Here is a 22,978-nt window from a genome sequence, read left to right on the forward strand (position 1 = left end):
CGATTTCGTATGGTTTTTTTGTTGCTTGACGCTATAGAAGTCGACGCTTAATCAGAAGTTCACCCCAATTACTCGCTTGCCCCAGGATTTAACTTACCCTTTGAAGCTTTGCACAACGCCAGCGGTATTCCACAGTATCGGCAAGATATTTCTGAAATGCTCCGGATCGGCACTCGTCCAGAACTGTGCGGCACGAGCAGGTCCTTCGGCGAGCAATTCACGCTCGGCCAACAGGCGCTGAAGTTGCCGCGCTACAGCGGCGCCGGTGTCGATCAAGCTGATGTCATCGGGGATCATCTGCTTAAGCAACGGCTTTAGGAAGGGGTAATGCGTGCAGCCAAGAATTATCGTGTCGCACCCGGCGCCGAGCAGCGGTTCGACATATCTGGCAAGCAACTGGCGCAGGGCCGGACTGTGCAGATCACCGTTTTCAATCAGCTCCACCAGGCCGGGGCACGGCTGAGTGATGACTCGCACATCGGTGGCGAATCGGTCGAGTAACGCGGCGAACTTGGCACTCTGCAAGGTGCCGGTGGTGGCGAGCACACCGACCACACCGCTGCGGGTGGCGGCAGCGGCCGGTTTGACCGCCGGCTCCATGCCGACGATGGGCCACTCGGGATAATCGCGCCGCAAGTCTGCAACGCCAGCGACAGTCGCTGTGTTGCAGGCCAGCACCAAGGCCTTGGCGCCCTGCTGCTGAAAAAAACCGGCCATCACGCTGCAGCGATGACGGATGAATTCCGGGGTTTTCTCGCCGTAGGGAATATTGCCGCAATCGGCGACGTACAACAGTGACTCGTTGGGCAGCAAACGCTGGATCTCGGCCAGCACCGAAAGCCCACCGACGCCGGAGTCGAACACGCCAATCGGCGCTTCACGCATGCTTCGAACCACAGACGCTGCAGCCCGGATCACGCTTGACCCGCAATTCGCGAAAGCGCGAGCCCAAGGCATCGATCAACAACAGACGCCCCACCAGCGGCTCGCCGAAACCCACCAGCAATTTCATGGCTTCCAGCGCCTGGAGGCTGCCAACCAGGCCAACCAATGGCCCTACGACGCCGGCTTCGCTACAGGTCAGTTCGGCTTCGCTGCCGTGACCATATAAACAGTGGTAGCACGGGCTTTCCGGACGGCGCGGGTCAAACACTGACAACTGACCTTCGAGCCGAATCGCTGCGCCGCTGACCAGAGGTTTGCCGGCGGCGACACACGCTGCGTTGACCGCTTCGCGGGTGGAGAAATTGTCGGAGCAGTCCAGCACCAGATCCACCGCAGCCACGGCGGCAGCCAGGGAATCTTCGTCCAGCGCGGTGCGATGGGCGATCAACTGAATCTCGGGATTGATTGCAGTCAGTCGGCGGATCGCCGAGTCGACTTTGCTCAGGCCGACGCTGTCGGTGTCGTGGACGATCTGGCGTTGCAGGTTGGTCAAGTCGACGGTGTCGAAATCCGCCAAATGCAACTCGCCGACGCCGGCGGCTGCCAGATACAGCGCAACCGGCGAGCCGAGGCCGCCGAGACCGACGATCAATACGCGGCTTTCTTTCAGTCGCAACTGGCCGTCGATGTCGACGTGCTGCAACAAAATCTGCCGACTGTAGCGCAACAATTCCTGATCATTCAGCACGGCAGGCGCCCCAGGCTGATACGTTCGTGACCGCCCAGATCGGTGCGGCTGTGGACTTCTTCAAAGCCGCGGGTCAGTAGCAAATCGCGTACTGCCTTGGCTTGATCGTAACCGTGTTCGAGCATCAACCAACCGCCCGCTTCAAGGTAATCCGGCGCCTGAGCGACGATCAGACGCAGATCGTCGAGCCCATCGACGCCGGCCACCAAGGCACTGGCCGGTTCGAAGCGAACATCACCTTCCACCAGATGCGGGTCGGCGGAAGCGATGTAAGGCGGGTTGCTGATGATCAGCTGAAAACGTTGACCTTCCAGCGCACTGAACCAATGACTGCTCAGCACGGTGGCGTTGTTCAGGTGAAGTCGCTGGCGATTGCGCTCGGCCAGGGCCACGGCTTCGAGCACGCGATCCACGGCGGTAACCTTCCAGGCCGGACGCTCGCTGGCCAAGGCCAACGCAATGGCGCCGCTGCCGGTGCCGAGATCGAGGACCTTGGCAGGTGTGGCAGGCAGGAGTTCAAGCGCCGCTTCCACCAACAGCTCGGTGTCCGGGCGCGGGATCAGCGTGTGAGGCGCAACTTCCAGATCAAGCTTCCAGAAACCTTGCTGACCGAGGATGTAAGCCACTGGCTCACCGCCACGGCGGCGCTGCAAATACTCGGCAAATTTAAGCGCCGCTTCGCTCGGAACGATGCGCTCGGGCCAGGTGTGCAGAAAACTGCGGGACTTGCCCAACGCCGCGGCCAGCAACAATTCGGCATCCAGGCGCGCGGTGGGCGAATCGGGCAGGTCGGCGGCGCGTAACAAACTGGCAATGATCGTCATTTACTCACCTATCGCTGCCAATTGATCGGCCTGGTATTCGGCCAGCAACGGCTCGATCACCGCATCGACACCGCCCGCGAGGATTTCGTCGAGGGAATACAGCGTCAGGTTGACCCGGTGGTCGGTGACCCGCCCTTGGGCAAAGTTATACGTGCGGATTCGCTCCGAGCGATCGCCCGAACCGACCAGCAATTTACGCTCGCTAGCGATAGCGTTCGCGGCGGCGCTGGTCTGCTGATCGTTGAGCTTGGCCGACAGCCAGGACATCGCCCGGGCCCGGTTCTTGTGCTGGGAACGTTCTTCCTGGCACTCGACGACAATACCGGACGGCAAGTGCGTGATGCGGATCGCCGAGTCCGTTTTGTTAACGTGCTGACCACCGGCACCGGAGGATTTGTAGGTATCGATGCGCAAATCCGAGGGGTTGATCTCGATCGCCTCTTGCTCGTCCGGCTCGGGCAACACGGCTACGGTGCAGGCCGAGGTGTGGATGCGACCCTGGGATTCGGTAGCGGGAACCCGTTGTACGCGGTGGGCACCGGATTCGAATTTCAGCTTGCCGTAGACGTTGTCGCCTTCGACGCGGGCGATGACCTCTTTAAAGCCGCCGTGTTCACCGATGTTTTCCGAGAGGATTTCCACCCGCCAGCCACGACGCTCGGCGTAACGCGAATACATGCGGAACAGGTCACCAGAGAAAATCGCCGCCTCGTCACCGCCGGTGCCGGCGCGGATCTCGAGGAACACGTTGCGCCCATCGTTCGGATCCTTGGGCAGCAGCATGCGTTGCAGGCTGGCTTCGATGTCGATCAATTGCTCTTTGGCTTCGCGGACTTCTTCCACGGCCATTTCGCGCATGTCCGGGTCGCTGTCCTTGAGGAGCGCCTGTGCACCCTCGAGATCGCCTTGTACCTTGAGCAACTGTTTATAGGTTTCGACAATCGGTTCGACTTCCGCGTATTCCTTGGAATAGGTGCGGAATTTGTTCTGATCGGAAATGACTTCGCCGTCGCCAAGCAAGGCAGTCAATTCCTCGAAACGGTCCTGGAGGATGTCCAGCTTATTGAGCAGTGACGCTTTCATTGCGGTTTTTTATCCGAAAAGCTATCCGATGAGCCCTCATTCAGGGCAAAGAGTTCCTGGGCCATGGCCAGCGCATCGAGGCGGCCTTCGGCAGAGAGCTTTTTCAACTGCACGCTCGGTGCGTGCAGGAGTTTGTTGGTCAGGCTCCGCGCCAGTTGCACCAGCACGTCTTCGGCGCTGCTGCCGTTGGCCAGCATGCGCTGGGCCTTCTGCAATTCTTCGTCGCGCATGCGCTCGCTTTGTTGGCGATAGGCCTTGAGCACATCCACCGCCGCCAGTTCACGCAGGCGAACCATGAAATCTTCGGCACCGACCGAGACCATCTCTTCCGCCGCCTGGGCTGCGCCCTGGCGACTCTTGAGGTTCTCGGCGACCACTTCGTGGAGATCGTCGACGCTATACAGGTAAACGTCGTCCAGTTCGCCGACTTCCGGCTCGATATCCCGGGGGACGGCGATGTCTACCATGAAGATCGGCTTGTGCTTGCGCAGTTTCAAGGCGCTTTCCACCGCGCCCTTGCCCAGGATCGGCAACTGGCTGGCGGTGGAGCTGATAACGATGTCGCTGCGCACCAGTTCCGCCGGGATGTCCGAGAGCAACACCGCGTGGGCGCCGAACTGCTCGGCCAGAATGCTCGCGCGCTCCAGGGTGCGGTTGGCGACGACGATGCGCTTTACACCCAATTCGTGCAGATGGCGGGCGACCAGGGTGATGGTCTCGCCGGCGCCGATCAGCAGGGCCTGGCTACGTTGCAGGTCGCTGAAAATCTGTTTCGCCAGACTGACCGCGGCAAACGCCACGGACACCGGGTTCTCGCCGATGGCGGTGTCGGTGCGCACCTGTTTGGCCGCATTGAACGTGGCCTGGAACAGCCGCCCGAGCAACGGACCGATGGTGCCGGCCTCCCGGGCCACGGCGTAGGCCGATTTCATCTGACCGAGAATCTGTGGTTCGCCCAACACCAGCGAATCGAGCCCGGAGGCCACCCGCATCATGTGACGAACTGCCGCATCATCTTCGTGCACATAAGCACTCGCGCGCAGCTCTTCGAGGCTCAAATGGTGATAATCGGCCAGCCAGCGCAATATGATGTCAGCCGAAAGGTGATCCTGTTCTATATAGAGTTCACTGCGATTGCAGGTGGAGAGGATCGCAGCTTCGCGGCTGTCGGTGAGTCGGCAGAGCTGCTGCAAGGCCTCCACCAGCTGCTCAGGGGTAAAGGCCACGCGCTCGCGGACGTCTACTGAAGCAGTCTTGTGGTTAATACCGAGTGCAAGGAAGGCCATTCAAGGTCGCTGATGGTGACGTGAAGCCGGCAATTGTCCTACTTCGACAGAGCCAGAACAACTATTCGATATCTATCGCCCCTGTATGAGCTGCCGAAGGCTGCGATCTTTTCAGGTTTCAAAGGTGCCGCACAGCCAAGATCAAAAGATCGCAGCCTGCGGCAGCTCCTACGATTGTCCCAATGACCTGCCTCTATAAAGGCGCCAATTGAGACTCGGTTATGTTTGGCCGAAGGCTTGTGTCATGATGATCCGACCGCAGGTTAGTCGTCCTCTTCCTATATGAATAGATCTTCCGCGTTGCTCCTCGCTTTTGTCTTCCTCAGCGGCTGCCAGGCCTTGGCACCCGTTTCGTCGGACGGTACGCCGCCGGTCGAAGACAGCACTCCAGCCCCTGAAAAGCCCAAGGTTTACAGCTCATTCAGTGAAGAAACCGTCTTCAGTCTGTTGAGCGCCGAACTGGCTGGCCAGCGAAATCGTTTCGACATTGCCCTGGACAACTACGTGACCCAGGCGATCAATACTCAGGATCCGGGTATCTCCGAGCGGGCATTCCGTATCGCCGAATACCTGGGCGCCGATCAGGCTGCTCTGGACACCGCTTTGATCTGGGCGAAAAACGCCCCGGACGACCTTGAGGCGCAACGGGCCGCTGCCGTGCAACTGGCTCGTGCCGGGCGTTATGACGACTCCATGGTCTATATGGAGAAAGTCCTGCAAGGCAAGGGCGACACGCATTTCGACTTCCTCGCCCTGTCTGCGGCCGATACCGACCAGGACACGCGCAACGGCTTGATGAAAAGTTTTGACCGTTTATTACAGCGCCATCCGAACAACAGTCAGCTGATTTTCGGCAAAGCCTTGCTGCTGCAACAGGACGGTGACGCCAAGGGTGCGCTGGGCCTGCTGGAAGACAATCCGCCGGACGACGGCGAAATAGCGCCAATCCTGCTGCGCGCGCGCCTGCTGCAAACCCTCAGTCGTGGCGATGAAGCGTTGCCGCTGCTGCAAAAAAGCATCAAGAAGTACCCGGACGACAAACGCCTGCGCCTGACTTACGCGCGCATGCTGGTTGAACAGGATCGCATGGACGATGCCAAAGTCGAGTTCTCAAGCCTGGTTCAGCAATACCCGGAAGACGATGAACTGCGTTACTCCCTGGCGCTGGTCTGCCTGGAAGCCAAGGCCTGGGACGAGGCCAAGGGCTATCTGGAAGACCTGATCGCCCGTGAAAGCCACGTCGATTCGGCGCACCTGAACCTCGGTCGTATCGCTGAAGAGCGCAACGACCCTCAAGGCGCGCTGATCGAGTACGCCCAGGTCGGCCCGGGCAACGATTACCTGCCAGCGCAATTGCGTCAGGCCGATATCCTGATGAACAACGGCAAGACCGCCGAAGCCCAAAGCCGTCTGGCTGCGGAGCGCGATGAGCAGCCCGATTACGCGATTCAGTTGTATTTGATCGAAGCCGAAACCTTGTCCGCCAATAAACAGCCCGACAAAGCCTGGAATGTATTGGAGCAAGCCTTGCAGAAGTACCCGGACGATCTGAATCTGCTGTACACCCGCGCCATGCAAGCGGAAAAACGCAACGACCTGGCGCAGATGGAAAAAGACCTGCGGCTGATCATCAAACGCGATCCGGACAACGCGATGGCCTTGAACGCCCTCGGTTACACCTTGTCCGACCGTACAACGCGTTACGTCGAAGCCAAGGCCTTGATCGAACAGGCACACCAGATCAATCCGGAAGACCCGGCGGTACTCGACAGTCTCGGCTGGGTGAACTTCCGCATGGGCAATCTCGACGAAGCCGAACGCCTGCTGCGCCAGGCGCTGGATCGTTTCCCCGATCAGGAAGTCGCCGCGCACCTGGGCGAAGTCCTGTGGGCCAACGGCAAGCAACGGGAAGCCAAACAAATCTGGAGCAAGTTCCTCAAGGAGCAGCCCGACAGCCCCATCCTGCGCAGCACCATCAAGCGCCTGACCGGATCAGAGACTCTTTAAGATTATGTTTTTGCGCCACCTCATTGTTTTCAGCTTTATCGCCCTGCTCGCCGGTTGCGCGGGCTTCGGTGCCCGCGAATCAGTCCAGGGTAAAGGCAACACGGCCCAATGGCGCGAGTACAAACAGCAACTGACCAGCCTCGACGGCTGGCAGATCAACGGCAAGATCGGCATTCGCGCCCCGAAAGACTCGGGCAGCGGCACGTTGTTCTGGCTGCAGCGACAGGATTACTACGACATTCGCCTCTCCGGCCCCCTGGGTCGCGGCGCAGCACGCCTGACCGGCCGCCCCGGCAAGGTCTCGCTGGAAGTCGCCAACCAGGGCCGCTATGAAGCGTCGACGCCTGAAGTGTTGGTCGAAGAACAACTGGGCTGGAAGTTACCGGTGTCCAATCTGGCCTGGTGGGTTCGCGGGCTCCCGGCTCCGGATAGCAAAAGCCGTCTGACGCTGGATGCCGACAGCCGCCTGGCCAATCTTGAGCAGGATGGCTGGCAGATCGAATACCTCAGCTATGCCGAGCAAAACGGCTTTTGGCTACCCGAGCGGATCAAACTGCACGGCACCGACCTTGACGTCACGCTGGTGATCAAGGAATGGCAACCTCGCAAATTGGGGCAGTGAACATGACCGCTCCGCGCTTGACGCTGCCCTCCCCGGCCAAACTCAATCTGATGCTGCACATCCTCGGTCGCCGTGAAGACGGTTATCACGAGTTGCAGACTATTTTTCAGTTTCTCGATTACGGCGATGAAATCACGTTCGCCGTTCGTGATGACGGTGTGATTCGACTGCACACCGAATTCGATGGCGTTCCTCACGACAGCAATCTGATTGTTCGAGCTGCAAAAAAACTTCAGGAGCAATCCGGTTGTTCGCTCGGCATCGACATCTGGATCGAAAAAATTCTGCCCATGGGCGGTGGAATCGGTGGCGGCAGTTCAAATGCAGCGACCACTTTGCTGGGCCTCAATCATCTTTGGCAATTGGGTTGGGATGAGGATCGACTGGCCGTGCTGGGCCTGACGCTTGGCGCCGACGTCCCGGTTTTCGTGCGTGGGCACGCGGCTTTTGCCGAAGGCGTGGGGGAGAAACTGACCCCTGTAGACCCCGAAGAACCGTGGTATCTCGTGCTTGTGCCGCAAGTCTCTGTAAGTACAGCAGAAATTTTTTCAGATCCGTTGTTGACACGTAACTCTTCTCCCATTAAAGTGCGCCCCGTTCCCAAGGGAAACAGTCGAAATGACTGCTTACCGGTGGTAGCAAGGCGTTATCCAGATGTACGTAACGCATTGAATTTGTTAGGTAAATTTACCGAAGCAAAACTCACCGGAACTGGAAGTTGTGTGTTTGGGGGCTTCCCAAGCAAAGCTGAAGCTGATAAAGTCTCGGCCCTTCTTACAGAGACCCTTACAGGGTTTGTAGCAAAGGGAAGCAACATTTCGATGTTGCATCGCAAGCTGCAAAGTCTGCTCTAAAAGGAATCGAGTACTGGGTACTCGTTGCAACAGATACAGGGGCGTCGCCAAGCGGTAAGGCAGCAGGTTTTGATCCTGCCATGCGTTGGTTCGAATCCAGCCGCCCCTGCCATTTTCTATACTCATCCAGGTTACCCTCAGCCTCTAGGTACTGCGCGTGTCCAAGATGATGGTCTTTACGGGGAACGCTAACCCCGATCTGGCTCGGCGTGTTGTACGTCAGCTGCATATCCCTCTCGGTGACATCTCTGTCGGTAAGTTCTCCGACGGCGAAATTACTGCCGAGATCAATGAAAACGTCCGCGGTAAAGATGTCTTCATTATTCAGCCGACTTGCGCTCCGACCAACGATAACCTGATGGAACTGGTAGTGATGGCTGATGCCTTCCGCCGCTCCTCGGCTACTCGTATCACTGCTGTTATTCCTTACTTTGGTTATGCCCGTCAGGATCGCCGTCCGCGTTCCGCACGTGTGGCTATCAGCGCGAAAGTCGTTGCTGACATGCTTACCGTAGTCGGCATCGACCGTGTTCTCACGGTTGATCTGCATGCTGACCAAATCCAGGGTTTCTTCGATATTCCGGTAGATAACATCTACGGCTCCCCGGTATTGGTGGATGACATTGAAGATCAGCGCTTCGAAAACCTGATGATCGTGTCCCCGGACATTGGCGGCGTCGTGCGTGCACGTGCTGTTGCCAAATCCCTGGGCGTGGATCTCGGGATCATCGACAAACGCCGTGAGAAAGCCAATCACTCTGAAGTGATGCATATCATCGGTGATGTCGAAGGGCGTACCTGTATTCTGGTCGATGACATGGTCGATACCGCCGGCACTCTGTGCCACGCGGCCAAGGCCCTGAAAGAGCATGGCGCTGCCAAGGTTTTCGCCTACTGCACACACCCTGTGCTGTCCGGTCGGGCGATCGAAAACATCGAAAATTCCATGCTGGACGAACTGGTGGTGACTAACACCATCCCGTTGTCCGCTGCTGCTCAAGCCTGCTCGCGTATCCGTCAACTGGATATCGCGCCGGTAGTTGCCGAAGCGGTTCGCCGCATCAGCAACGAAGAATCGATCAGCGCGATGTTCCGTTAAGGGCCCTGCCCTTCTCGAATATCTCGTTGACGAAAAGCGCCCCGCCCCGGCATTCCTGTCGGGGCGGGGCTTTTTTGCCCATATCGCCTTTAGCGCTGGTCGCAAACGCTGGGGCGAATGTGGTTATTTTGGAGATACAACATGAACGATTTTACTCTGAATGCTGAAGTGCGTTCCGACCTGGGGAAAGGTGCGAGCCGCCGCCTGCGTCGTCTCGCAAGCCTGGTACCTGCTGTAGTTTACGGTGGCGAAAAAGCCCCTGAATCCATCAGCATGCTGGCTAAAGAAGTTGCCAAACTGCTCGAAAACGAAGCGGCTTACAGCCACATCATCGAGCTGAACGTTGGCGGCACCAAGCAAAACGTAATCATCAAAGCTCTGCAGCGTCACCCGGCCAAAGGCCACGTGATGCACGCTGACTTCGTACGCGTTGTAGCTGGCCAGAAACTGACCGCTATCGTGCCTGTACACTTTGTTGGTGAAGAAGCGCCGATCAAGAAAGGCGGCGAAGTTTCGCACGTTGTTGCTGAAATCGAAGTTTCGTGCCTGCCAAAAGACCTGCCTGAGTTCATCGAAGTCGACCTGGCTAACGCCGAAATCGGTTCGATCATTCACCTGTCTGACCTCAAAGCCCCTAAAGGCGTTGAGTTTGTTGCTCTGGCACACGGTGATGACAAGGCTGTTGCCAACGTCCACGCTCCACGTGTTGCTCCAGAAGCTACCGAAGAAGGCGCAGCAGAGTAATTTCACTCTGTTCGCCGGAGTGACCGGAAACATCGCGGACTAGAGCGTAGCGAGAAAGCGGGCGAGAACGCGGAGTTTACATAATGGTAAATGAGCACTTGTCGTCCACTTTCGCCGCACACAACTGTCGCGGCGATGTTATCCACCACTCCAAGGAAGGGCCCCTATCGTGACTGCCATCAAACTGATCGTTGGCCTGGGAAATCCAGGCGCTGAATACGAACAGACCCGGCATAACGCAGGGGCCCTTTTTGTTGAGCGCATCGCGAACGCACAAGGCGTAAACCTTGTGGCGGATCGCAAATATTTCGGCCTGACCGGGCGCTACTCGCATCAGGGTCAGGATGTTCGTCTGCTGATTCCCACCACCTACATGAACCGCAGCGGCCAAGCCGTCGCGGCACTTGCCGGCTTCTTCCGCATTACGCCTGAAGAAATTTTGGTGGCGCATGACGAACTCGACCTGCCACCGGGTGTAGCCAAGCTCAAACAGGGCGGCGGCCATGGCGGTCACAACGGGTTGCGCGACATCATCGCGCAACTGGGCAATCAGAATACCTTTCACCGCTTGCGGCTTGGCATTGGCCACCCGGGCGTTGCCAGTATGGTTTCAAATTTCGTCCTGGGTCGTGCGCCACGCGCCGAACAGGAAAAACTCGATGCCAGCATCGACTTTGCCCTCGGCGTGCTGCCGGATATCCTCGCCGGTGAATGGAACCGCGCGATGAAAAACCTGCACAGCCAGAAGGCCTGACTCTACTCCTCGGGGAAAACACCATGGGATTCAATTGCGGCATCGTCGGCCTGCCTAACGTCGGCAAGTCCACCCTGTTCAACGCCCTGACCAAATCCGGGATCGCGGCCGAGAACTTCCCCTTCTGCACCATCGAACCGAACACCGGTATCGTGCCGATGCCGGATTCGCGTCTGGAAGCCCTGGCGGCCATCGTCAATCCAAAGCGCGTCTTGCCGACCACCATGGAATTCGTCGACATCGCAGGCCTGGTAGCCGGCGCCTCGAAAGGTGAAGGCCTGGGCAACAAGTTCCTCGCCAACATCCGTGAAACCGATGCCATCGCGCACGTAGTCCGCTGCTTCGAAGACGAGAACGTGATTCACGTCTCCAACAGCGTCGACCCGAAACGCGACATCGAAATCATCGATCTGGAACTGATCTTTGCCGACCTCGACAGCTGCGAGAAGCAACTGCAGAAAGTCGCCCGCAACGCCAAGGGTGGCGACAAGGACGCCGTGGTCCAGAAAGGCCTGCTGGAGCAACTGATTGCTCACTTCACCCTCGGCAAGCCTGCTCGTACGCTGATGAAGACCATGGGCGCCGACGACAAAGCGGTGATTCGTGGCTTCCACCTGCTGACCACCAAGCCGGTCATGTACATCGCCAACGTTGCTGAAGACGGTTTCGAGAACAACCCGCTGCTGGACATCGTCAAAGCCATCGCCGAAGAAGAAGACGCCATGGTGGTTCCGGTCTGCAACAAGATCGAAGCCGAAATCGCCGAGCTGGATGACGGCGAAGAGAAAGACATGTTCCTCGAAGCCCTGGGCCTTGAAGAACCTGGCCTGAACCGTGTAATTCGCGCCGGCTACGAAATGCTGCACCTGCAGACCTACTTCACCGCCGGTGTCGAAGAAGTCCGCGCCTGGACCGTCCGCGTGGGCGCTACCGCACCACAAGCCGCTGGCGTGATCCACACCGACTTCGAAAAAGGCTTCATCCGCGCCGAAGTCATCGCCTACGACGACTTCATCCAGTACAAGGGCGAAGCCGGCACCAAAGAAGCCGGTAAATGGCGCCTGGAAGGCAAGGACTACATCGTTAAAGACGGCGACGTGATGCACTTCCGTTTCAACGTGTAACTTTATTCACAACGAAGCACCCGCCCAAGAAAAAGCCGCGTTTGATACGCGGCTTTTTTGTGCCTGTAATAATCATCCACCAAACCAATGTGGGATTTGTGTGGGGGTCAGGCCTTTTTGGTTCTCGGCAGGAAGATCGCCAGCACACCGAACAACGGCAGGAACGAACACAGCAAGTACACGTATTCGATGCCGTGTATGTCCGCCAAATGCCCTAGCAACGCCGCGCCAATCCCGCCAAAGCCGAACATCAATCCGAAGAACACCCCGGCAATCATCCCGACATTGCCCGGCACCAGTTCCTGGGCATACACCACGATCGCCGAGAAAGCTGACGCCAGGATGAAGCCAATCACGACGCTGAGGATGCTGGTCCAGAACAGGTCCACATGAGGCAGGATCAGGGTGAACGGCGCTACGCCGAGGATCGAGAACCAGATCACCGCCTTACGCCCGACCTTGTCGCCGATCGGCCCACCGAAGAAGGTCCCCGCCGCTACCGCTCCGAGAAACAGGAACAGGTGCAACTGTGAACTGGCCACCGACAGGTCGAATTTCTCGATCAGGTAAAAGGTGAAGTAACTGGTGAAGCTGGCCATGTAGAAATACTTGGAGAACACCAGCAGCCCGAGTACCACCAGTGCACTGATCACGCGGTTCTTCGACAAGCCATGCGTCGCCGCCTGGCCTTGCTTGAGTTTGAACAGGCTCAAGTGATTGGCGTACCAGCGGCTGATCCGATAAAGCACGAACAGCGCAAACACCGCGAACAGTCCGAACCAGGCCACATGGCCCTGACCGAACGGAATGATGATCGCCGCAGCCAGCAACGGACCGAAGGCTGAGCCTGCATTGCCGCCGACCTGAAACGTCGACTGCGCCAAACCAAACCGCCCGCCAGACGCTAATCGCGCCACGCGAGAAGCTTCCGGGTGAAAGGTCGAGGAGCCGATACCGATCAGCCCTGCCGCCAGCAGGATCAACGGAAAAGTTGCGACCACCGACATCATCAAAATACCGATCAATGTGCAAACCGTCCCGGCGGGTAGCAGCCAGGGTTTGGGGTGCCGATCGGTGTAGTAACCGACCCACGGCTGCAACAGCGAAGCCGTCAGCTGGAACGTCAAAGTGATCAAGCCAACCTGGGTGAAGGTCAGGCCATAGTTGGCCTTGAGCATCGGATAGATCGACGGCAGCACCGACTGGATCAAGTCGTTGATCAAATGCGCCAGCGCCACGGCACCGATGATGCGCATGACCAAAGGGCTGCTTTGTGAAGTCGCGGATGCCGGCTGCGCGCCGGTCTGGACATTGCTGATAGCCATAAGAGTTTCCGTACAACAGATGGGTGCACACGGGCAGGTGCGTCAATGTGCCATTTTTCGGTGCAGCAGCGCCATCCCCTTAGCCTGCTAACGACCTCGGTTTTCATCGCTGAAAAGGTGATAGCGCAACGCCATGGTCTGAATCTTGCCTTGGTAATCCGCTTCAACGCGGCCCCTTACAAAGGGGACCGAGAATGGGAAGTTTCGCTACAGAGCCGGCCTACAGAGCTGGCGAGGGTGAACTTTCGAGGCCTTTTAAAAGGGCACAGGTCGCGACCGCAACGGTTGCGACGCACGCCAATGGCGCGTGGTGTCCAGAGGAGTCATGGGGCATGCAGGCTTTTTTATCACCGGGGATCGGGTTGCTGGGGCGTTTTGGCTTCGCACGCAAATTTCAGCTGTTGTTTCTGCTGTTTATCCTGCCGTTGACGGGCAGTCTGTGGATGATCGGTCAGGACTATCGCGACAAACTGAACCTGATCTCCGGCGAACGTGCCGGGGTTCGGCAACTCCTCGCCCTCGATGCTCTGGATAACCTGCTCGCCGCCCAGCGTGACCGCGCGGCTCGCTGGCGCGCCACGGAAACCAATCGTCAGCCGACACCCGCGACGATCGCGGCGATGGCTGCTTTCGATACGGTTCAGCCAGCCATCGCCCAAGCCACCTCGGACCTCGGCAACGCACTGCAAACCGAAGGCGCCGAGGGCGAAACCCTGGCCCGTTATCAAGCCCTGCAAACCGCCCTCAACGGCCTCGACTCTAAAAGTCTGAGCAGCGTCGGTTGGTGGCCGGACGGTTACGATCGTTTCACCAATGCCTTGAGTGCCTTGCAAGCCTTGCGCGAGCAAATCGCCATGGACAATCGCCTGACGTTGGCGCCGTGGCTGGAGACCTATTTGCTGACGCAGATCTCCACGCAGCACGCGCCAGACCTGATTGAGCGAGTCGGCCGTCTCGCCAGCGTCGGCCAGGCGTCAGTGGTATCCGGACAGTTCACCCTGCAAAGCCGTCTGCAACTGCGGGACTTGCGCAGCCGCATCGGTGACGCCCGGGAGCAGCTGGTCAAAACCGCAAGCCTGCTGGAAGCGCGGCTGCCCAGCGCGTTGCAAGCCTGGGCCGGGCAATACCATGACAGCCTCAAGCATCTGGACGCCGAGTTGAAAGTCCTTGATGACGGAGTGTTCGGCGGCAGCATCAAGCTCAAGCCGGAAGAGTTCGAACGCAGCCTCGACGCCCTGCTCTCCGACCTCGCTTCGTTGCGTCAGCAGTCGTTGGTGTCGCTGGATCAGCGTCTGGACTATTACCACGGTTCTGCCATCCGCCAGTTCATCCTGGTAGCGACCATTTTTGGCTGCCTGCTGCTGGCCGCGCTGTACCTGTTCATCTGCTTGCAGGCCTCGATCCGTCGCAGCGCCAGCGGCATTACCCTGCTGGCCGAAGCCTTGCGCGACGGCAATCTGAGCCTGCAAGTACCGGTGCAAGGCCGCGACGAACTGGCCGCCATCAGCACCGCCCTCAATGTCGCGGTGGTGCAACTGCGTAACAGCCTGCTGGGGGTCGATCATGAAACCTTGCAGTTGAGCAACGCGGTGCGCACCCTCAACCATCACTCCAGCGGTGCCCTTGGGGAAGTCGAAGCCCAGCAGTTGCAGATCAGCCAGATCGCGGCGGCAGCCACGCAATTGGCCGCGACCTCTCAAGGGGTCGCACAGAGTTGCGAACAGGCCTCCGGCAGCGCTCAGCACACCCAGCGCATCGCCGCCGACAGCAGCCGTGACAGCCAGCGCACGACGGCGAGTATTCAGCAACTCAATCAGCGCTTGAACGACACCGCTGCAGCACTGGGCCGGGTCAGTGAACAAGGGCAGCAGATTCAGTTGGTGGTGGATACCATTCGCGGGGTTGCCGAGCAGACCAACCTGTTGGCACTTAACGCCGCCATCGAGGCCGCTCGCGCCGGCGAGCAAGGTCGTGGCTTTGCGGTGGTGGCCGATGAAGTGCGCAGCCTGTCACAACGCACCCAGTCCTCCACCGCGCAGATTGCCGGCACTGTCGACAGCCTGCGCAGCACCGTAAACGAAGCGGTGAGCCTGATGGAAGCCGCTTGCGGCCAGGCACAATCCGATGCGCAAGCCGTCACCGGCCTCGGCGAACGTCTGGGGGAAATTGCCAGTGCCGTGCAGAGCGTCACCGATACCCTGGCGCAGATCGCCACAGCGGTCGACGAGCAAGCGACCACCGCCGACGAGGTCAGCGGCAACATCCAGCAAGTCGATCAGGCGGCGGTACGCTTGCTCGAAGGCGCGCGGGCGGTGAACCTGGCAGCGGACACCTTGAGCCAGGGCAGCAAGGCCTTGAGTGCCAATACCGGGAGATTTCAGCTCAGTTGATGCCCTCCCCTGGCCCGTTTTTTCGGGTCAGGCGGATAAGCGGTTGAAAGCGTAGAGAAATATTTTAGATTTACGCTTGACACATCTCTGTTACGAGCCAATAATGCGCGCCACTTGGCTACATAGCTCAGTTGGTTAGAGCATAGCATTCATAATGCTGGGGTCCGGGGTTCAAGTCCCTGTGTAGCCACCAAGTACTAAAAACGGCTTACCGAAAGGTAGGCCGTTTTTTTATGCCTCGAGAAAAGTGCTCCCGGCCCGCAGGGCAGTTAATGCCCGCTCTTTGCGGTTCTCTCCTACAGTTAATGCCAAAGCTTGAATGCAGAGAGACCACTGTATGCACTGGGGCGTGGACGAGATCATTCTGTTTTTCATCGTGGTCGCCATCTTCTGCATGGTGCTGGAACTCGCTTTTCGTCTCGGCCGTCATCACCGAACCCACAGCAGCGATTCGACCCGATCCCACCTCAGCGTTTTGCAAACCGCCCTCCTCGGTCTGCTCGCGTTGTTGCTGGGTTTCAACTTCGCCCTGGCCACCTCACGTTTCGAAGCGCGCAAAACACTGATTCAAGATGAAGTCACGGTGATCGGCTCAACCTATCTGCGGGCGAAGCTGCTGCCGTCTGATCTGCGCGGGAAGGTGTCGGCGCTGCTCAAGGATTACGTCTCGGCGCGGATTGAATTCATGCGCGCCGGCACGGACGAGAAACTGTTGAAGGCCGCCAGCGAATCGTCCCGGACGATCGAGGACAAGTTATGGAATCTGGCTGCCGCCGCCGAGGCCCAGGGCGAAGCGACAGCCGCCATGAACCTGGTGATCCAGTCGTTGACCGACGTCTACAACGTCAATGAAAAGCGCCGCGCCGAGCAGGACAATCATGTCCCGGCAACCGTCATCAATCTGCTGTTCGTCGTGGCCATCGGCGCGTTGGGTTTCATCGCTTACAGCTATGGCCTGGGCCACCGTCGACGGCACGGCTCGACCGCCATCTTCGCGATCCTGATTGCCATGGTCTTCACCATCACCCTCGACCTGGATCAGCCCCGCAGCGGCTTCATCCGCGTGGGCGAAGAAAGCATGCTGCGGTTGCAGGAAGATTTGAACCGCATGAGTTCGGGCAACGAGAGGCCACGTCCCCGTAACTCACGTCAGGAACGAATTGCCGGCAAGGCTGACAACGCCCGTTCCCAAATCTGCCAGGTGCGCAGCCAGACCATCGCCTGCCAGTCGCTGTCGGCGGGATAGAACTGCTCAACCAGATTCAGTTTGATCCCGCGCCCCACGGCATCACTCGGATTGCCGTGCTGGTGCAGCCAGTGATCATCGCGCAGATGACGATGAACCTCGGCGCCGGGATACGTCCCACACTCGATCACAAACGGCATCAACCGCACGTGCGGCAACGCATTGATCAACGCTTGCGAGGTGTAGCCGGTGGCGGTGGCCGCGACGCCGGTTTCGCTCAGCGTGTCGGCGCCCGTGTGCAAGGTATAGAGCCAAGGACCATAAATCGCCTGCGCATCTGCAAGTGCTGGATATGCCGCCTCGGTAATGGTCAGCAACATCGGATGACCGTACTCCCCGGCACCGGTGTGCAAGTCGAAACACATGGCCACTTCGGCATGGGAAACATGCTTTTGAATGATCTGATGCAACGTGCGGTTCGACCAGCTCGGTGCCAGTCCGCCGAAAAACAAACCATCGGGATGACGGTGCTGGCCACCCTCGACAATCGACATCACCGCTGGCCAACCGTGTTCGCTAATCTGTTCGTCGAGCAAGGCATCGGCGCGATCACGCTCCGGGCCCTGCAACTGCGTGCAGGCATAGACTTCATGCAGCGCTGCGTAGGCCTGATTATCTGGCAATGCGTGGTCGAAGTTCAGGTGATTGCGGTTCAGGTCGATGTTGTCTTCGTTGACCCGACGCAGCCACGCAGTGCCCCACGGATTGATCAGGTGGATCATCACCACCGCGACATCGGCCGGCAGCGAACGCTTGCCCAACTCCTGCAACCACTTGATCTGACATCCCGAACCATAGAAGCCTTCGACGCCATGAGTGCCACTCAGCGCAATCAGCAAACGCTTGGCGCCCGGATCACCCAGCACGGCCACATCGGTGCTCAACGGCTCACCGAACGGCCCTTTGAGCGGATGCGGGTACTCGGTCAGCGTCGCACCGGCCGCGGTCGCGACGGCCAGGAATTTATCGCGCTGGGTGCGGTAACTTGGCTGGGTGGGGAACTCGGTCTGCATGTCTGCCTCTTGTTGATCTTCTGGCCAGTCTATTGCCCTCGACCCTACAGAAAATCCGTGGAGTCATGAAGGACAAAAGCATCATTGCTGTAGGCCTTGGTTTGCGTCACTTCCTTTCGGCCGATAAAGTCCGCTGATCTTTCCCACGGACGGAGTGCCCCCAACGTGTTCTCAGCCTTCCACTTGAGCCACTATCGCCTGTCAGCCATTTCGCTGATCGCCGCTGCTTTAACCCTCGCAGCCTGTAGCGCCCCGACCTCTTCGACGTTGCCTGTTGCGCCGGAAGTCGCGTCGGGTTATCGCGCCGATCTGCAGACCCAACACGCCTCGAAACACATGGCAGCCGCGGCCAATCCGCTGGCGGCCGAGGCCGGGCGGGAGATGTTGCGCCGGGGCGGTTCGGCAATCGATGCCGCGATTGCGATGCAAGCCGTGCTGACCCTGGTCGAGCCGCAATCCTCGGGCATTGGCGGTGGTGCGTTGATCGTGCTCTGGGATGGCAAGGCGGTACGCACTTATGACGGTCGCGAAACCGCTCCTGCCGGCGCCACCGAGAAGCTTTTCCTGCAGGCCGACGGCAAACCGATGCCGTTCACCCAGGCGCAGATTGGCGGTCGTTCGGTGGGAACACCGGGCGTGTTGCGCGCGCTTGAGTTGGCCCATCAGAAACACGGTCGTCTGCTGTGGGCGCAGCTGTTCGAACCGGCGATCAAACTCGCGGAGCAAGGTTTCGCCATCTCGCCACGCCTTCACCGGTTGATCGCCTCGGACTCGTCCATTCGACGCTCGCCGGACATGGCGGCCTACTTCCTGAATGCCGATGGCAGCCCGAAAGCCGCAGGCACGCAACTGAAAAACCCGGCACTGGCCGCGGTGTTCAAACGCATCGCCAAAGAAGGACCGGATGCGTTGTACAAAGGCCCCATCGCACAGGAGATCGTTGCCAAGGTTCAGGGCCACGCCAACCCCGGCAGCCTGTCGCTGAACGACCTCAACGGCTACAGCGCCAAGGAGCGCGCGCCGCTGTGCACCGACTACAAACGCTGGCAGGTCTGCGGCATGCCACCACCGTCGTCAGGCGGGATCGCCGTGGCGCAGATCCTCGGCACCTTGCAGGCCCTGGAAACCCGCGACCCGCATTTTGCCCTGGCGCCGCTCAAACCGGTCAAGACAAACAAACCTGCGGGCGTCGAACCGGCGCCTGAAGCCGTGCACCTGATCTCCGAAGCCGAACGCTTGGCCTACGCCGACCGCGCGCTGTACGTGGCCGACGCAGATTTCGTGCCCGTCCCCGTCAAAGGTCTGGTGGACCCTGCGTATCTGGCCGACCGCGCGGCCCTGATCGGCGATCGCAGCATGGGCACGGCCAAACCCGGCACTCCACCGGGCATTCAGGTCGCCTACGCACCGGACCGTTCGCCGCTGCGCATCTCCACCTCGCAAGTGGTGGCGGTGGATGACGAAGGCGGCGCCGTGTCCATGACCACCACCGTGGAATCCGCGTTTGGCTCGCACCTGATGGTTCAGGGTTTCCTGCTGAACAACCAGATGACCGACTTCTCGTTCATCCCCGAAGAGAATGGCCAGAAGGTTGCCAACCGGGTCGAACCCGGCAAACGCCCACGCTCGTCCATGGCACCGACCCTGATTTTCGACCGTCAGAGCGGCGAATTCCTCGCCACCATCGGCTCCCCCGGCGGCTCGCAGATCATCGAATACGTCGCCAAATCCACCATCGGCCTGCTCGACTGGAACCTCGACCCACAAGCCGCCATCAGCCTGCCCAACTTTGGCAGCCGCAACGGCCCGACCGAACTGGAACAGGGGCAGTTCAGCCCGGCGCTGATTAAGGCGCTGAAAGACAAAGGGCACACCGTGAACGAGATCGACATGACCAGCGGGACCCAGGCGATTGTTCGGGTGAAGGATGCACAAGGGAAAACGTCTCTGGCAGGTGGGGCCGATCCGCGGCGTGAGGGGGCAGCGTTGGGGGATTGAGTCCTACGTGGGAATGAGGAAGGGCTTACCGGGAGGTAGGCCCTTTTTTATAGGTAACAGATCCTGATCGGCTATCTCGCGTAGCCTTTTCCTACCCGCAAATGATTGTTTCTTGGATAGAGTTTGAAGCTCAGTCTTTCCCATCGCCGCGTCACCCCAGCTCATCAGATCAGCTGTCGGCAGTACTTGATTACAGAGGTCGAACTCGCTCCCCCGCACCTCGGATGCGCCTCCACAGACTTGCACAAGTCCCACCACGGGACTAGGATCACTCCATGAGAATCATCGCTATCAGTCAGCTGAAAAGGTTTTGGGAGAAATACCCAGACTCGGAACAATCCTTTCTGGCCTGGATTGACGAGGCAAGAAATGCTGAGTGGAAAACGCCAATAGACATCAAGGCGCACTTTGCTACCGCCAGTATTCTCAAAAGCCGCAGAGTCGTGTTCAACATCAAGGGCAATGACTTTCGGTTGGTAGTCGCTGTGGCCTATCGCTTCGGCGCCGTATACATAAAATTTGTCGGCACTCATAAGCAGTACGACGCAATCGACGCCGATACCGTCGAGATGGAGTAACCCATGAACATTCGCCCCATTCACACCGACGAGGACTATCGTGCAGCCCTCAAGAACGTGTCAGCGCTGTTCGACAACGAACCAGAGCCAGGCACTCCTGAAGGTGATTACTTCGACATCATGATCACGCTTATCGAAGCTTATGAATCGAAGCAGTTTCCGGTGGACCTGCCCAATCCGATCGATGCGATCAAGTTTCGTATGGAGCAGTCTGGGCTAACTGCTGCTGACCTCGCACCCGCTATTGGCCGCACAAACCGAGTGTATGAAGTGCTCAATGGCAAACGTGCGTTGACGCTTCCGATGATCTGGAAACTTCACGATTTGTTCGGGATACCCGCGCAAAGCCTGATCAAGCCGATAAAGCAGGCTTGATCAGGTGTCAGTCGACTCCTGAAATCAGGCCGGCACACCCAAAATGATATGTGACGCCTTGATCACCGCCGTAGCACTCACGCCCGGCGCCAGGCCCAGTTCTGCCACAGCCTGGCGTGTCACGATCGAATAGACTTCGGTGCCGCCGTCGAGCTGGATGACGACTTCGGAGTTCACGGCGCCATCCATGACACTGGTGACCTTGCCTTCGAGGCAGTTGCGCGCCGACAGGCGAATGTCGCTGGACTAGCGAGAGATCTTCAGCGCCTGTCGAGCCTGATGCTTCTCCAGCGCCAGCTCGATCAAACGGCTGACCAGCTCGCTGTACGTCATACCGGTGGCCTGCCATAGCTTGGGGTACATGCTGATGCGGGTGAAGCCGGGCAACGAGTTGATCTCATTGATCAGCACTTCGCCAGTCTCGGTCAGGAACACGTCGACCCGCGCCAGTCCGGAACAGCCCAGCACCTGGAACGCCTCGACGGCCAGGGCACGGATGCGTTCACTGGCCTCGATGCTGATATTTGCCGGCACCACCACTTCAGCCGCTTGAGCGTCGATGTATTTGCTGTCGTAGGAATAGAACCCGCTGCGCACTACGATCTCGCCACAACCGCTGGCGATGGCGTCTTCGTTGCCGAGTACCGCGCATTCAATCTCGCGGCCACTGACGGCGGACTCGACCAAGACTTTCTCATCAAAACCCAGGGCCAGCTCCACTGCTGCCGCGTACTCGGCTTCGTCATTCACCTTGCTGACGCCCACGGAAGATCCCTGGTTTGCCGGTTTGACGAACAATGGCAGACCGAGTTTGCCTTGCACCTCGGTGAACCCGGTGCGCGCCGCGGTGGCGCGGGTCAGGGTGACGAACGGCGTGACCGCCAACCCGGCGTCACGCAGCAGGCGCTTGCTGATGTCCTTGTCCATGCAGACGGCGGAACCGAGCACGTCGGAGCCGACAAACGGCAGATCGGCCATGCGCAGCAAGCCTTGCAGGCAACCGTCTTCGCCCAGGGTGCCGTGGACAATCGGGAAGATCACATCGACGTGACCCAGCAGTTCCTGACCGGAGGTTTCCACCAATTGCTGACTGACCTTGCCCGGCACGACGGCCAGCTCGCGGTTGGACTGGTTAAGGGCAATCAGCGCCGGGTTTTCCTGATTGAGCAGGAAGTTCGAAGGGTCGTTCAGATGCCAGTGACCTTGCTTGTCGATGCCGATCAGCACCGGCTCGAAGCGCGACCGATCCAATGCATCGACGATGTTTTTCGCCGATTGCAGCGACACTTCGTGTTCAGCCGAACGACCACCAAAAATAATGCCTACCCGCAGTTTGCTCATTCAGAACTCCTCAACGATTGGCCACCAGATGTGCGCCGAACAGCAGATAGCAACTGCCGGCGAAGCGATCCAGCCATTTACGCGAACGATCATAAGCACCCGCGACCCGACGGCTGGCGAACAGCAGCGCCACGCTGCAATACCAACTGAATGACAAGGTCGCCATGGTCAGCACGGCCAGCACCAGCAACATCGGTGGCGGTGAAGCTGGCATGGCCGTGGCGAAAATCGTTGCGACGAATAGAGCGGCCTTGGGATTGGTCATGTTGCCCACAAAGCCCCGGCCATAAGCCGATAGCAGCGTGCGGCCGGCCCCATTCAGCGAGCCGCTATCGCCCGGCACACTCGGTGGTTTGCGCTTGAACTGCTTCAATCCCAGATAGATCAGGTAACAACCGCCGGCAATCTTGAAGCTCAGATAGAGCGTCGGCGCTGCGCTGAACAGCGACTTGATGCCCAAGCCACCCGCCAACCCCCAAAGCACCGTGCCCGTGGCCACGCCCAGCGCGGCGACGACACCGTGGCGCCGGGAGCAACTGGCAGCCAGTTGCGCGGTGTTGAAGAAGTTCGGCCCCGGCGTCACCACCGCAACCGTCCACAACAGCGCCAACGACAACAACGGAGCAGCGTAGCTCAGGTGGGATATTTCCATGATGTGGGGCGCCTTCGTGGCTTAACAAAT

Annotated in this window: 21 protein-coding genes, 2 tRNA genes and 1 pseudogene; 14 read left to right on the forward strand and 10 right to left on the reverse strand. The window is 59.1% G+C overall.

From position 1 onward, the window contains the following. Positions 1–93: 93 nt before the first annotated feature. Genes murI through hemA form a run of 5 tightly spaced genes read right to left on the reverse strand, consistent with a single transcriptional unit; the run spans position 94 to position 4,826 of the window. Complete coding sequence (gene murI, locus WLY71_RS14240; RefSeq protein ID WP_347804054.1) at positions 94–885, reverse strand: glutamate racemase; 792 nt, start codon at positions 883–885, stop codon at positions 94–96. After that, entirely contained in the window at positions 878–1,633 is a 756-nt protein-coding gene (locus WLY71_RS14245; RefSeq protein WP_008153418.1) for a molybdopterin-synthase adenylyltransferase MoeB, read from the reverse strand. The genes murI and WLY71_RS14245 overlap by 8 nt, the downstream gene beginning before the upstream one ends. Then, entirely contained in the window at positions 1,627–2,457 is an 831-nt protein-coding gene (prmC, locus tag WLY71_RS14250) for a peptide chain release factor N(5)-glutamine methyltransferase (protein WP_347804055.1), read from the reverse strand. Before prmC ends, WLY71_RS14245 begins: the two co-directional genes overlap by 7 nt. Further along, a complete protein-coding gene (gene prfA, locus WLY71_RS14255) occupies positions 2,458–3,540 on the reverse strand; it encodes a peptide chain release factor 1 (protein WP_347804056.1) in 1,083 nt (360 codons plus the stop codon). Then, the gene (gene hemA / locus WLY71_RS14260; protein WP_347804057.1) at positions 3,537–4,826 is read right to left on the reverse strand and encodes a glutamyl-tRNA reductase; all 1,290 of its coding nucleotides are present in this window, start codon (positions 4,824–4,826) and stop codon (positions 3,537–3,539) included. The genes prfA and hemA overlap by 4 nt, the downstream gene beginning before the upstream one ends. A gap of 282 nt (positions 4,827–5,108) precedes the next feature. Here hemA and WLY71_RS14265 point away from each other — a divergent pair, with 282 nt between their 5' ends. The 8 genes from WLY71_RS14265 to ychF all read left to right on the forward strand — a co-directional run bounded on the left by WLY71_RS14265 (position 5,109) and on the right by ychF (position 12,030). Further along, the gene (locus tag WLY71_RS14265; protein WP_347804058.1) at positions 5,109–6,833 is read left to right on the forward strand and encodes a tetratricopeptide repeat protein; all 1,725 of its coding nucleotides are present in this window, start codon (positions 5,109–5,111) and stop codon (positions 6,831–6,833) included. 4 nt (positions 6,834–6,837) lie between these two features. Next, positions 6,838–7,455: a lipoprotein insertase outer membrane protein LolB gene (gene lolB, locus WLY71_RS14270; protein ID WP_347804059.1), complete on the forward strand. Its 618-nt coding sequence runs from the start codon at positions 6,838–6,840 to the stop codon at positions 7,453–7,455. 2 nt (positions 7,456–7,457) lie between these two features. Then, positions 7,458–8,309, forward strand: a complete 852-nt coding sequence (gene ispE, locus WLY71_RS14275; protein ID WP_123365634.1) for a 4-(cytidine 5'-diphospho)-2-C-methyl-D-erythritol kinase — start codon at positions 7,458–7,460, stop codon at positions 8,307–8,309. A 37-nt stretch (positions 8,310–8,346) separates the two neighbouring features. Further along, a tRNA-Gln gene (locus tag WLY71_RS14280) sits at positions 8,347–8,421 on the forward strand. Between the two features lie 45 nt (positions 8,422–8,466). Continuing rightward, the gene (locus WLY71_RS14285; RefSeq protein ID WP_003208392.1) at positions 8,467–9,408 is read left to right on the forward strand and encodes a ribose-phosphate pyrophosphokinase; all 942 of its coding nucleotides are present in this window, start codon (positions 8,467–8,469) and stop codon (positions 9,406–9,408) included. A gap of 141 nt (positions 9,409–9,549) precedes the next feature. Beyond that, on the forward strand, positions 9,550–10,152 hold the full coding sequence (locus WLY71_RS14290; protein ID WP_129445115.1) for a 50S ribosomal protein L25/general stress protein Ctc: 603 nt from the start codon (positions 9,550–9,552) through the stop codon (positions 10,150–10,152). A gap of 169 nt (positions 10,153–10,321) precedes the next feature. After that, a complete protein-coding gene (gene pth / locus WLY71_RS14295) occupies positions 10,322–10,906 on the forward strand; it encodes an aminoacyl-tRNA hydrolase (protein WP_008153430.1) in 585 nt (194 codons plus the stop codon). Positions 10,907–10,929: 23 nt separating this feature from the next. After that, entirely contained in the window at positions 10,930–12,030 is a 1,101-nt protein-coding gene (ychF, locus tag WLY71_RS14300; RefSeq protein WP_347804060.1) for a redox-regulated ATPase YchF, read from the forward strand. 107 nt (positions 12,031–12,137) lie between these two features. Here the strand turns inward: ychF and WLY71_RS14305 are convergent, their stop codons facing one another. Beyond that, on the reverse strand, positions 12,138–13,355 hold the full coding sequence (locus WLY71_RS14305) for an MFS transporter (RefSeq protein ID WP_347804061.1): 1,218 nt from the start codon (positions 13,353–13,355) through the stop codon (positions 12,138–12,140). A gap of 332 nt (positions 13,356–13,687) precedes the next feature. Here WLY71_RS14305 and WLY71_RS14310 point away from each other — a divergent pair, with 332 nt between their 5' ends. The 3 genes from WLY71_RS14310 (at position 13,688) to WLY71_RS14320 (ending at position 16,991) form a co-directional block, all read left to right on the forward strand. After that, complete coding sequence (locus tag WLY71_RS14310; protein WP_347804062.1) at positions 13,688–15,745, forward strand: methyl-accepting chemotaxis protein; 2,058 nt, start codon at positions 13,688–13,690, stop codon at positions 15,743–15,745. A 116-nt stretch (positions 15,746–15,861) separates the two neighbouring features. After that, a tRNA-Met gene (locus WLY71_RS14315) sits at positions 15,862–15,938 on the forward strand. Positions 15,939–16,082: 144 nt separating this feature from the next. Beyond that, positions 16,083–16,991, forward strand: a complete 909-nt coding sequence (locus WLY71_RS14320; RefSeq protein ID WP_347804063.1) for a bestrophin-like domain — start codon at positions 16,083–16,085, stop codon at positions 16,989–16,991. On the opposite strand, the gene WLY71_RS14325 is transcribed toward WLY71_RS14320, so the two are convergent. Further along, positions 16,895–18,004: a DUF2817 domain-containing protein gene (locus WLY71_RS14325; RefSeq protein WP_347804064.1), complete on the reverse strand. Its 1,110-nt coding sequence runs from the start codon at positions 18,002–18,004 to the stop codon at positions 16,895–16,897. The genes WLY71_RS14320 and WLY71_RS14325 overlap by 97 nt on opposite strands. A 165-nt stretch (positions 18,005–18,169) precedes the next feature. On the opposite strand from WLY71_RS14325, the gene ggt reads away from it, so the two are divergent. The 3 genes from ggt (at position 18,170) to WLY71_RS14340 (ending at position 20,955) form a co-directional block, all read left to right on the forward strand. Beyond that, a complete protein-coding gene (gene ggt / locus WLY71_RS14330; RefSeq protein ID WP_347804065.1) occupies positions 18,170–20,002 on the forward strand; it encodes a gamma-glutamyltransferase in 1,833 nt (610 codons plus the stop codon). Between the two features lie 275 nt (positions 20,003–20,277). Then, complete coding sequence (locus WLY71_RS14335) at positions 20,278–20,580, forward strand: type II toxin-antitoxin system HigB family toxin (protein WP_347804066.1); 303 nt, start codon at positions 20,278–20,280, stop codon at positions 20,578–20,580. A gap of 3 nt (positions 20,581–20,583) precedes the next feature. Beyond that, on the forward strand, positions 20,584–20,955 hold the full coding sequence (locus WLY71_RS14340) for a helix-turn-helix domain-containing protein (protein WP_347804067.1): 372 nt from the start codon (positions 20,584–20,586) through the stop codon (positions 20,953–20,955). Positions 20,956–20,979: 24 nt separating this feature from the next. Here WLY71_RS14340 and WLY71_RS14345 read toward each other — a convergent pair. The 3 genes and pseudogenes from WLY71_RS14345 to WLY71_RS14355 all read right to left on the reverse strand — a co-directional run. Continuing rightward, positions 20,980–21,201, reverse strand: a pseudogene (locus WLY71_RS14345) (TOBE domain-containing protein); the annotation flags it as partial. Then, the gene (gene ddlA, locus WLY71_RS14350; RefSeq protein ID WP_347804068.1) at positions 21,202–22,296 is read right to left on the reverse strand and encodes a D-alanine--D-alanine ligase; all 1,095 of its coding nucleotides are present in this window, start codon (positions 22,294–22,296) and stop codon (positions 21,202–21,204) included. A gap of 10 nt (positions 22,297–22,306) precedes the next feature. Then, a complete protein-coding gene (locus WLY71_RS14355; RefSeq protein WP_347804069.1) occupies positions 22,307–22,948 on the reverse strand; it encodes a LysE family translocator in 642 nt (213 codons plus the stop codon). Positions 22,949–22,978: the final 30 nt, after the last annotated feature.

Source organism: Pseudomonas rossensis (assembly GCF_039888995.1).
GTDB lineage: Bacteria > Pseudomonadota > Gammaproteobacteria > Pseudomonadales > Pseudomonadaceae > Aquipseudomonas > Aquipseudomonas rossensis.

Coding starts and splice junctions, on each gene's coding strand:
- WLY71_RS14325 (WP_347804064.1), bottom strand. CDS start 18,004: ATGCAGACCGAGTTCCCCACCCAGCCAAGTTACCGCACCCAGCGCGAT.
- ddlA (WP_347804068.1), bottom strand. CDS start 22,296: ATGAGCAAACTGCGGGTAGGCATTATTTTTGGTGGTCGTTCGGCTGAA.
- ispE (WP_123365634.1), top strand. CDS start 7,458: ATGACCGCTCCGCGCTTGACGCTGCCCTCCCCGGCCAAACTCAATCTG.
- WLY71_RS14290 (WP_129445115.1), top strand. CDS start 9,550: ATGAACGATTTTACTCTGAATGCTGAAGTGCGTTCCGACCTGGGGAAA.
- WLY71_RS14305 (WP_347804061.1), bottom strand. CDS start 13,355: ATGGCTATCAGCAATGTCCAGACCGGCGCGCAGCCGGCATCCGCGACT.
- WLY71_RS14355 (WP_347804069.1), bottom strand. CDS start 22,948: ATGGAAATATCCCACCTGAGCTACGCTGCTCCGTTGTTGTCGTTGGCG.
- prfA (WP_347804056.1), bottom strand. CDS start 3,540: ATGAAAGCGTCACTGCTCAATAAGCTGGACATCCTCCAGGACCGTTTC.
- WLY71_RS14340 (WP_347804067.1), top strand. CDS start 20,584: ATGAACATTCGCCCCATTCACACCGACGAGGACTATCGTGCAGCCCTC.
- hemA (WP_347804057.1), bottom strand. CDS start 4,826: ATGGCCTTCCTTGCACTCGGTATTAACCACAAGACTGCTTCAGTAGAC.
- WLY71_RS14320 (WP_347804063.1), top strand. CDS start 16,083: ATGCACTGGGGCGTGGACGAGATCATTCTGTTTTTCATCGTGGTCGCC.
- WLY71_RS14265 (WP_347804058.1), top strand. CDS start 5,109: ATGAATAGATCTTCCGCGTTGCTCCTCGCTTTTGTCTTCCTCAGCGGC.
- murI (WP_347804054.1), bottom strand. CDS start 885: ATGCGTGAAGCGCCGATTGGCGTGTTCGACTCCGGCGTCGGTGGGCTT.
- lolB (WP_347804059.1), top strand. CDS start 6,838: ATGTTTTTGCGCCACCTCATTGTTTTCAGCTTTATCGCCCTGCTCGCC.
- WLY71_RS14335 (WP_347804066.1), top strand. CDS start 20,278: ATGAGAATCATCGCTATCAGTCAGCTGAAAAGGTTTTGGGAGAAATAC.
- prmC (WP_347804055.1), bottom strand. CDS start 2,457: ATGACGATCATTGCCAGTTTGTTACGCGCCGCCGACCTGCCCGATTCG.
- ychF (WP_347804060.1), top strand. CDS start 10,930: ATGGGATTCAATTGCGGCATCGTCGGCCTGCCTAACGTCGGCAAGTCC.
- WLY71_RS14310 (WP_347804062.1), top strand. CDS start 13,688: ATGCAGGCTTTTTTATCACCGGGGATCGGGTTGCTGGGGCGTTTTGGC.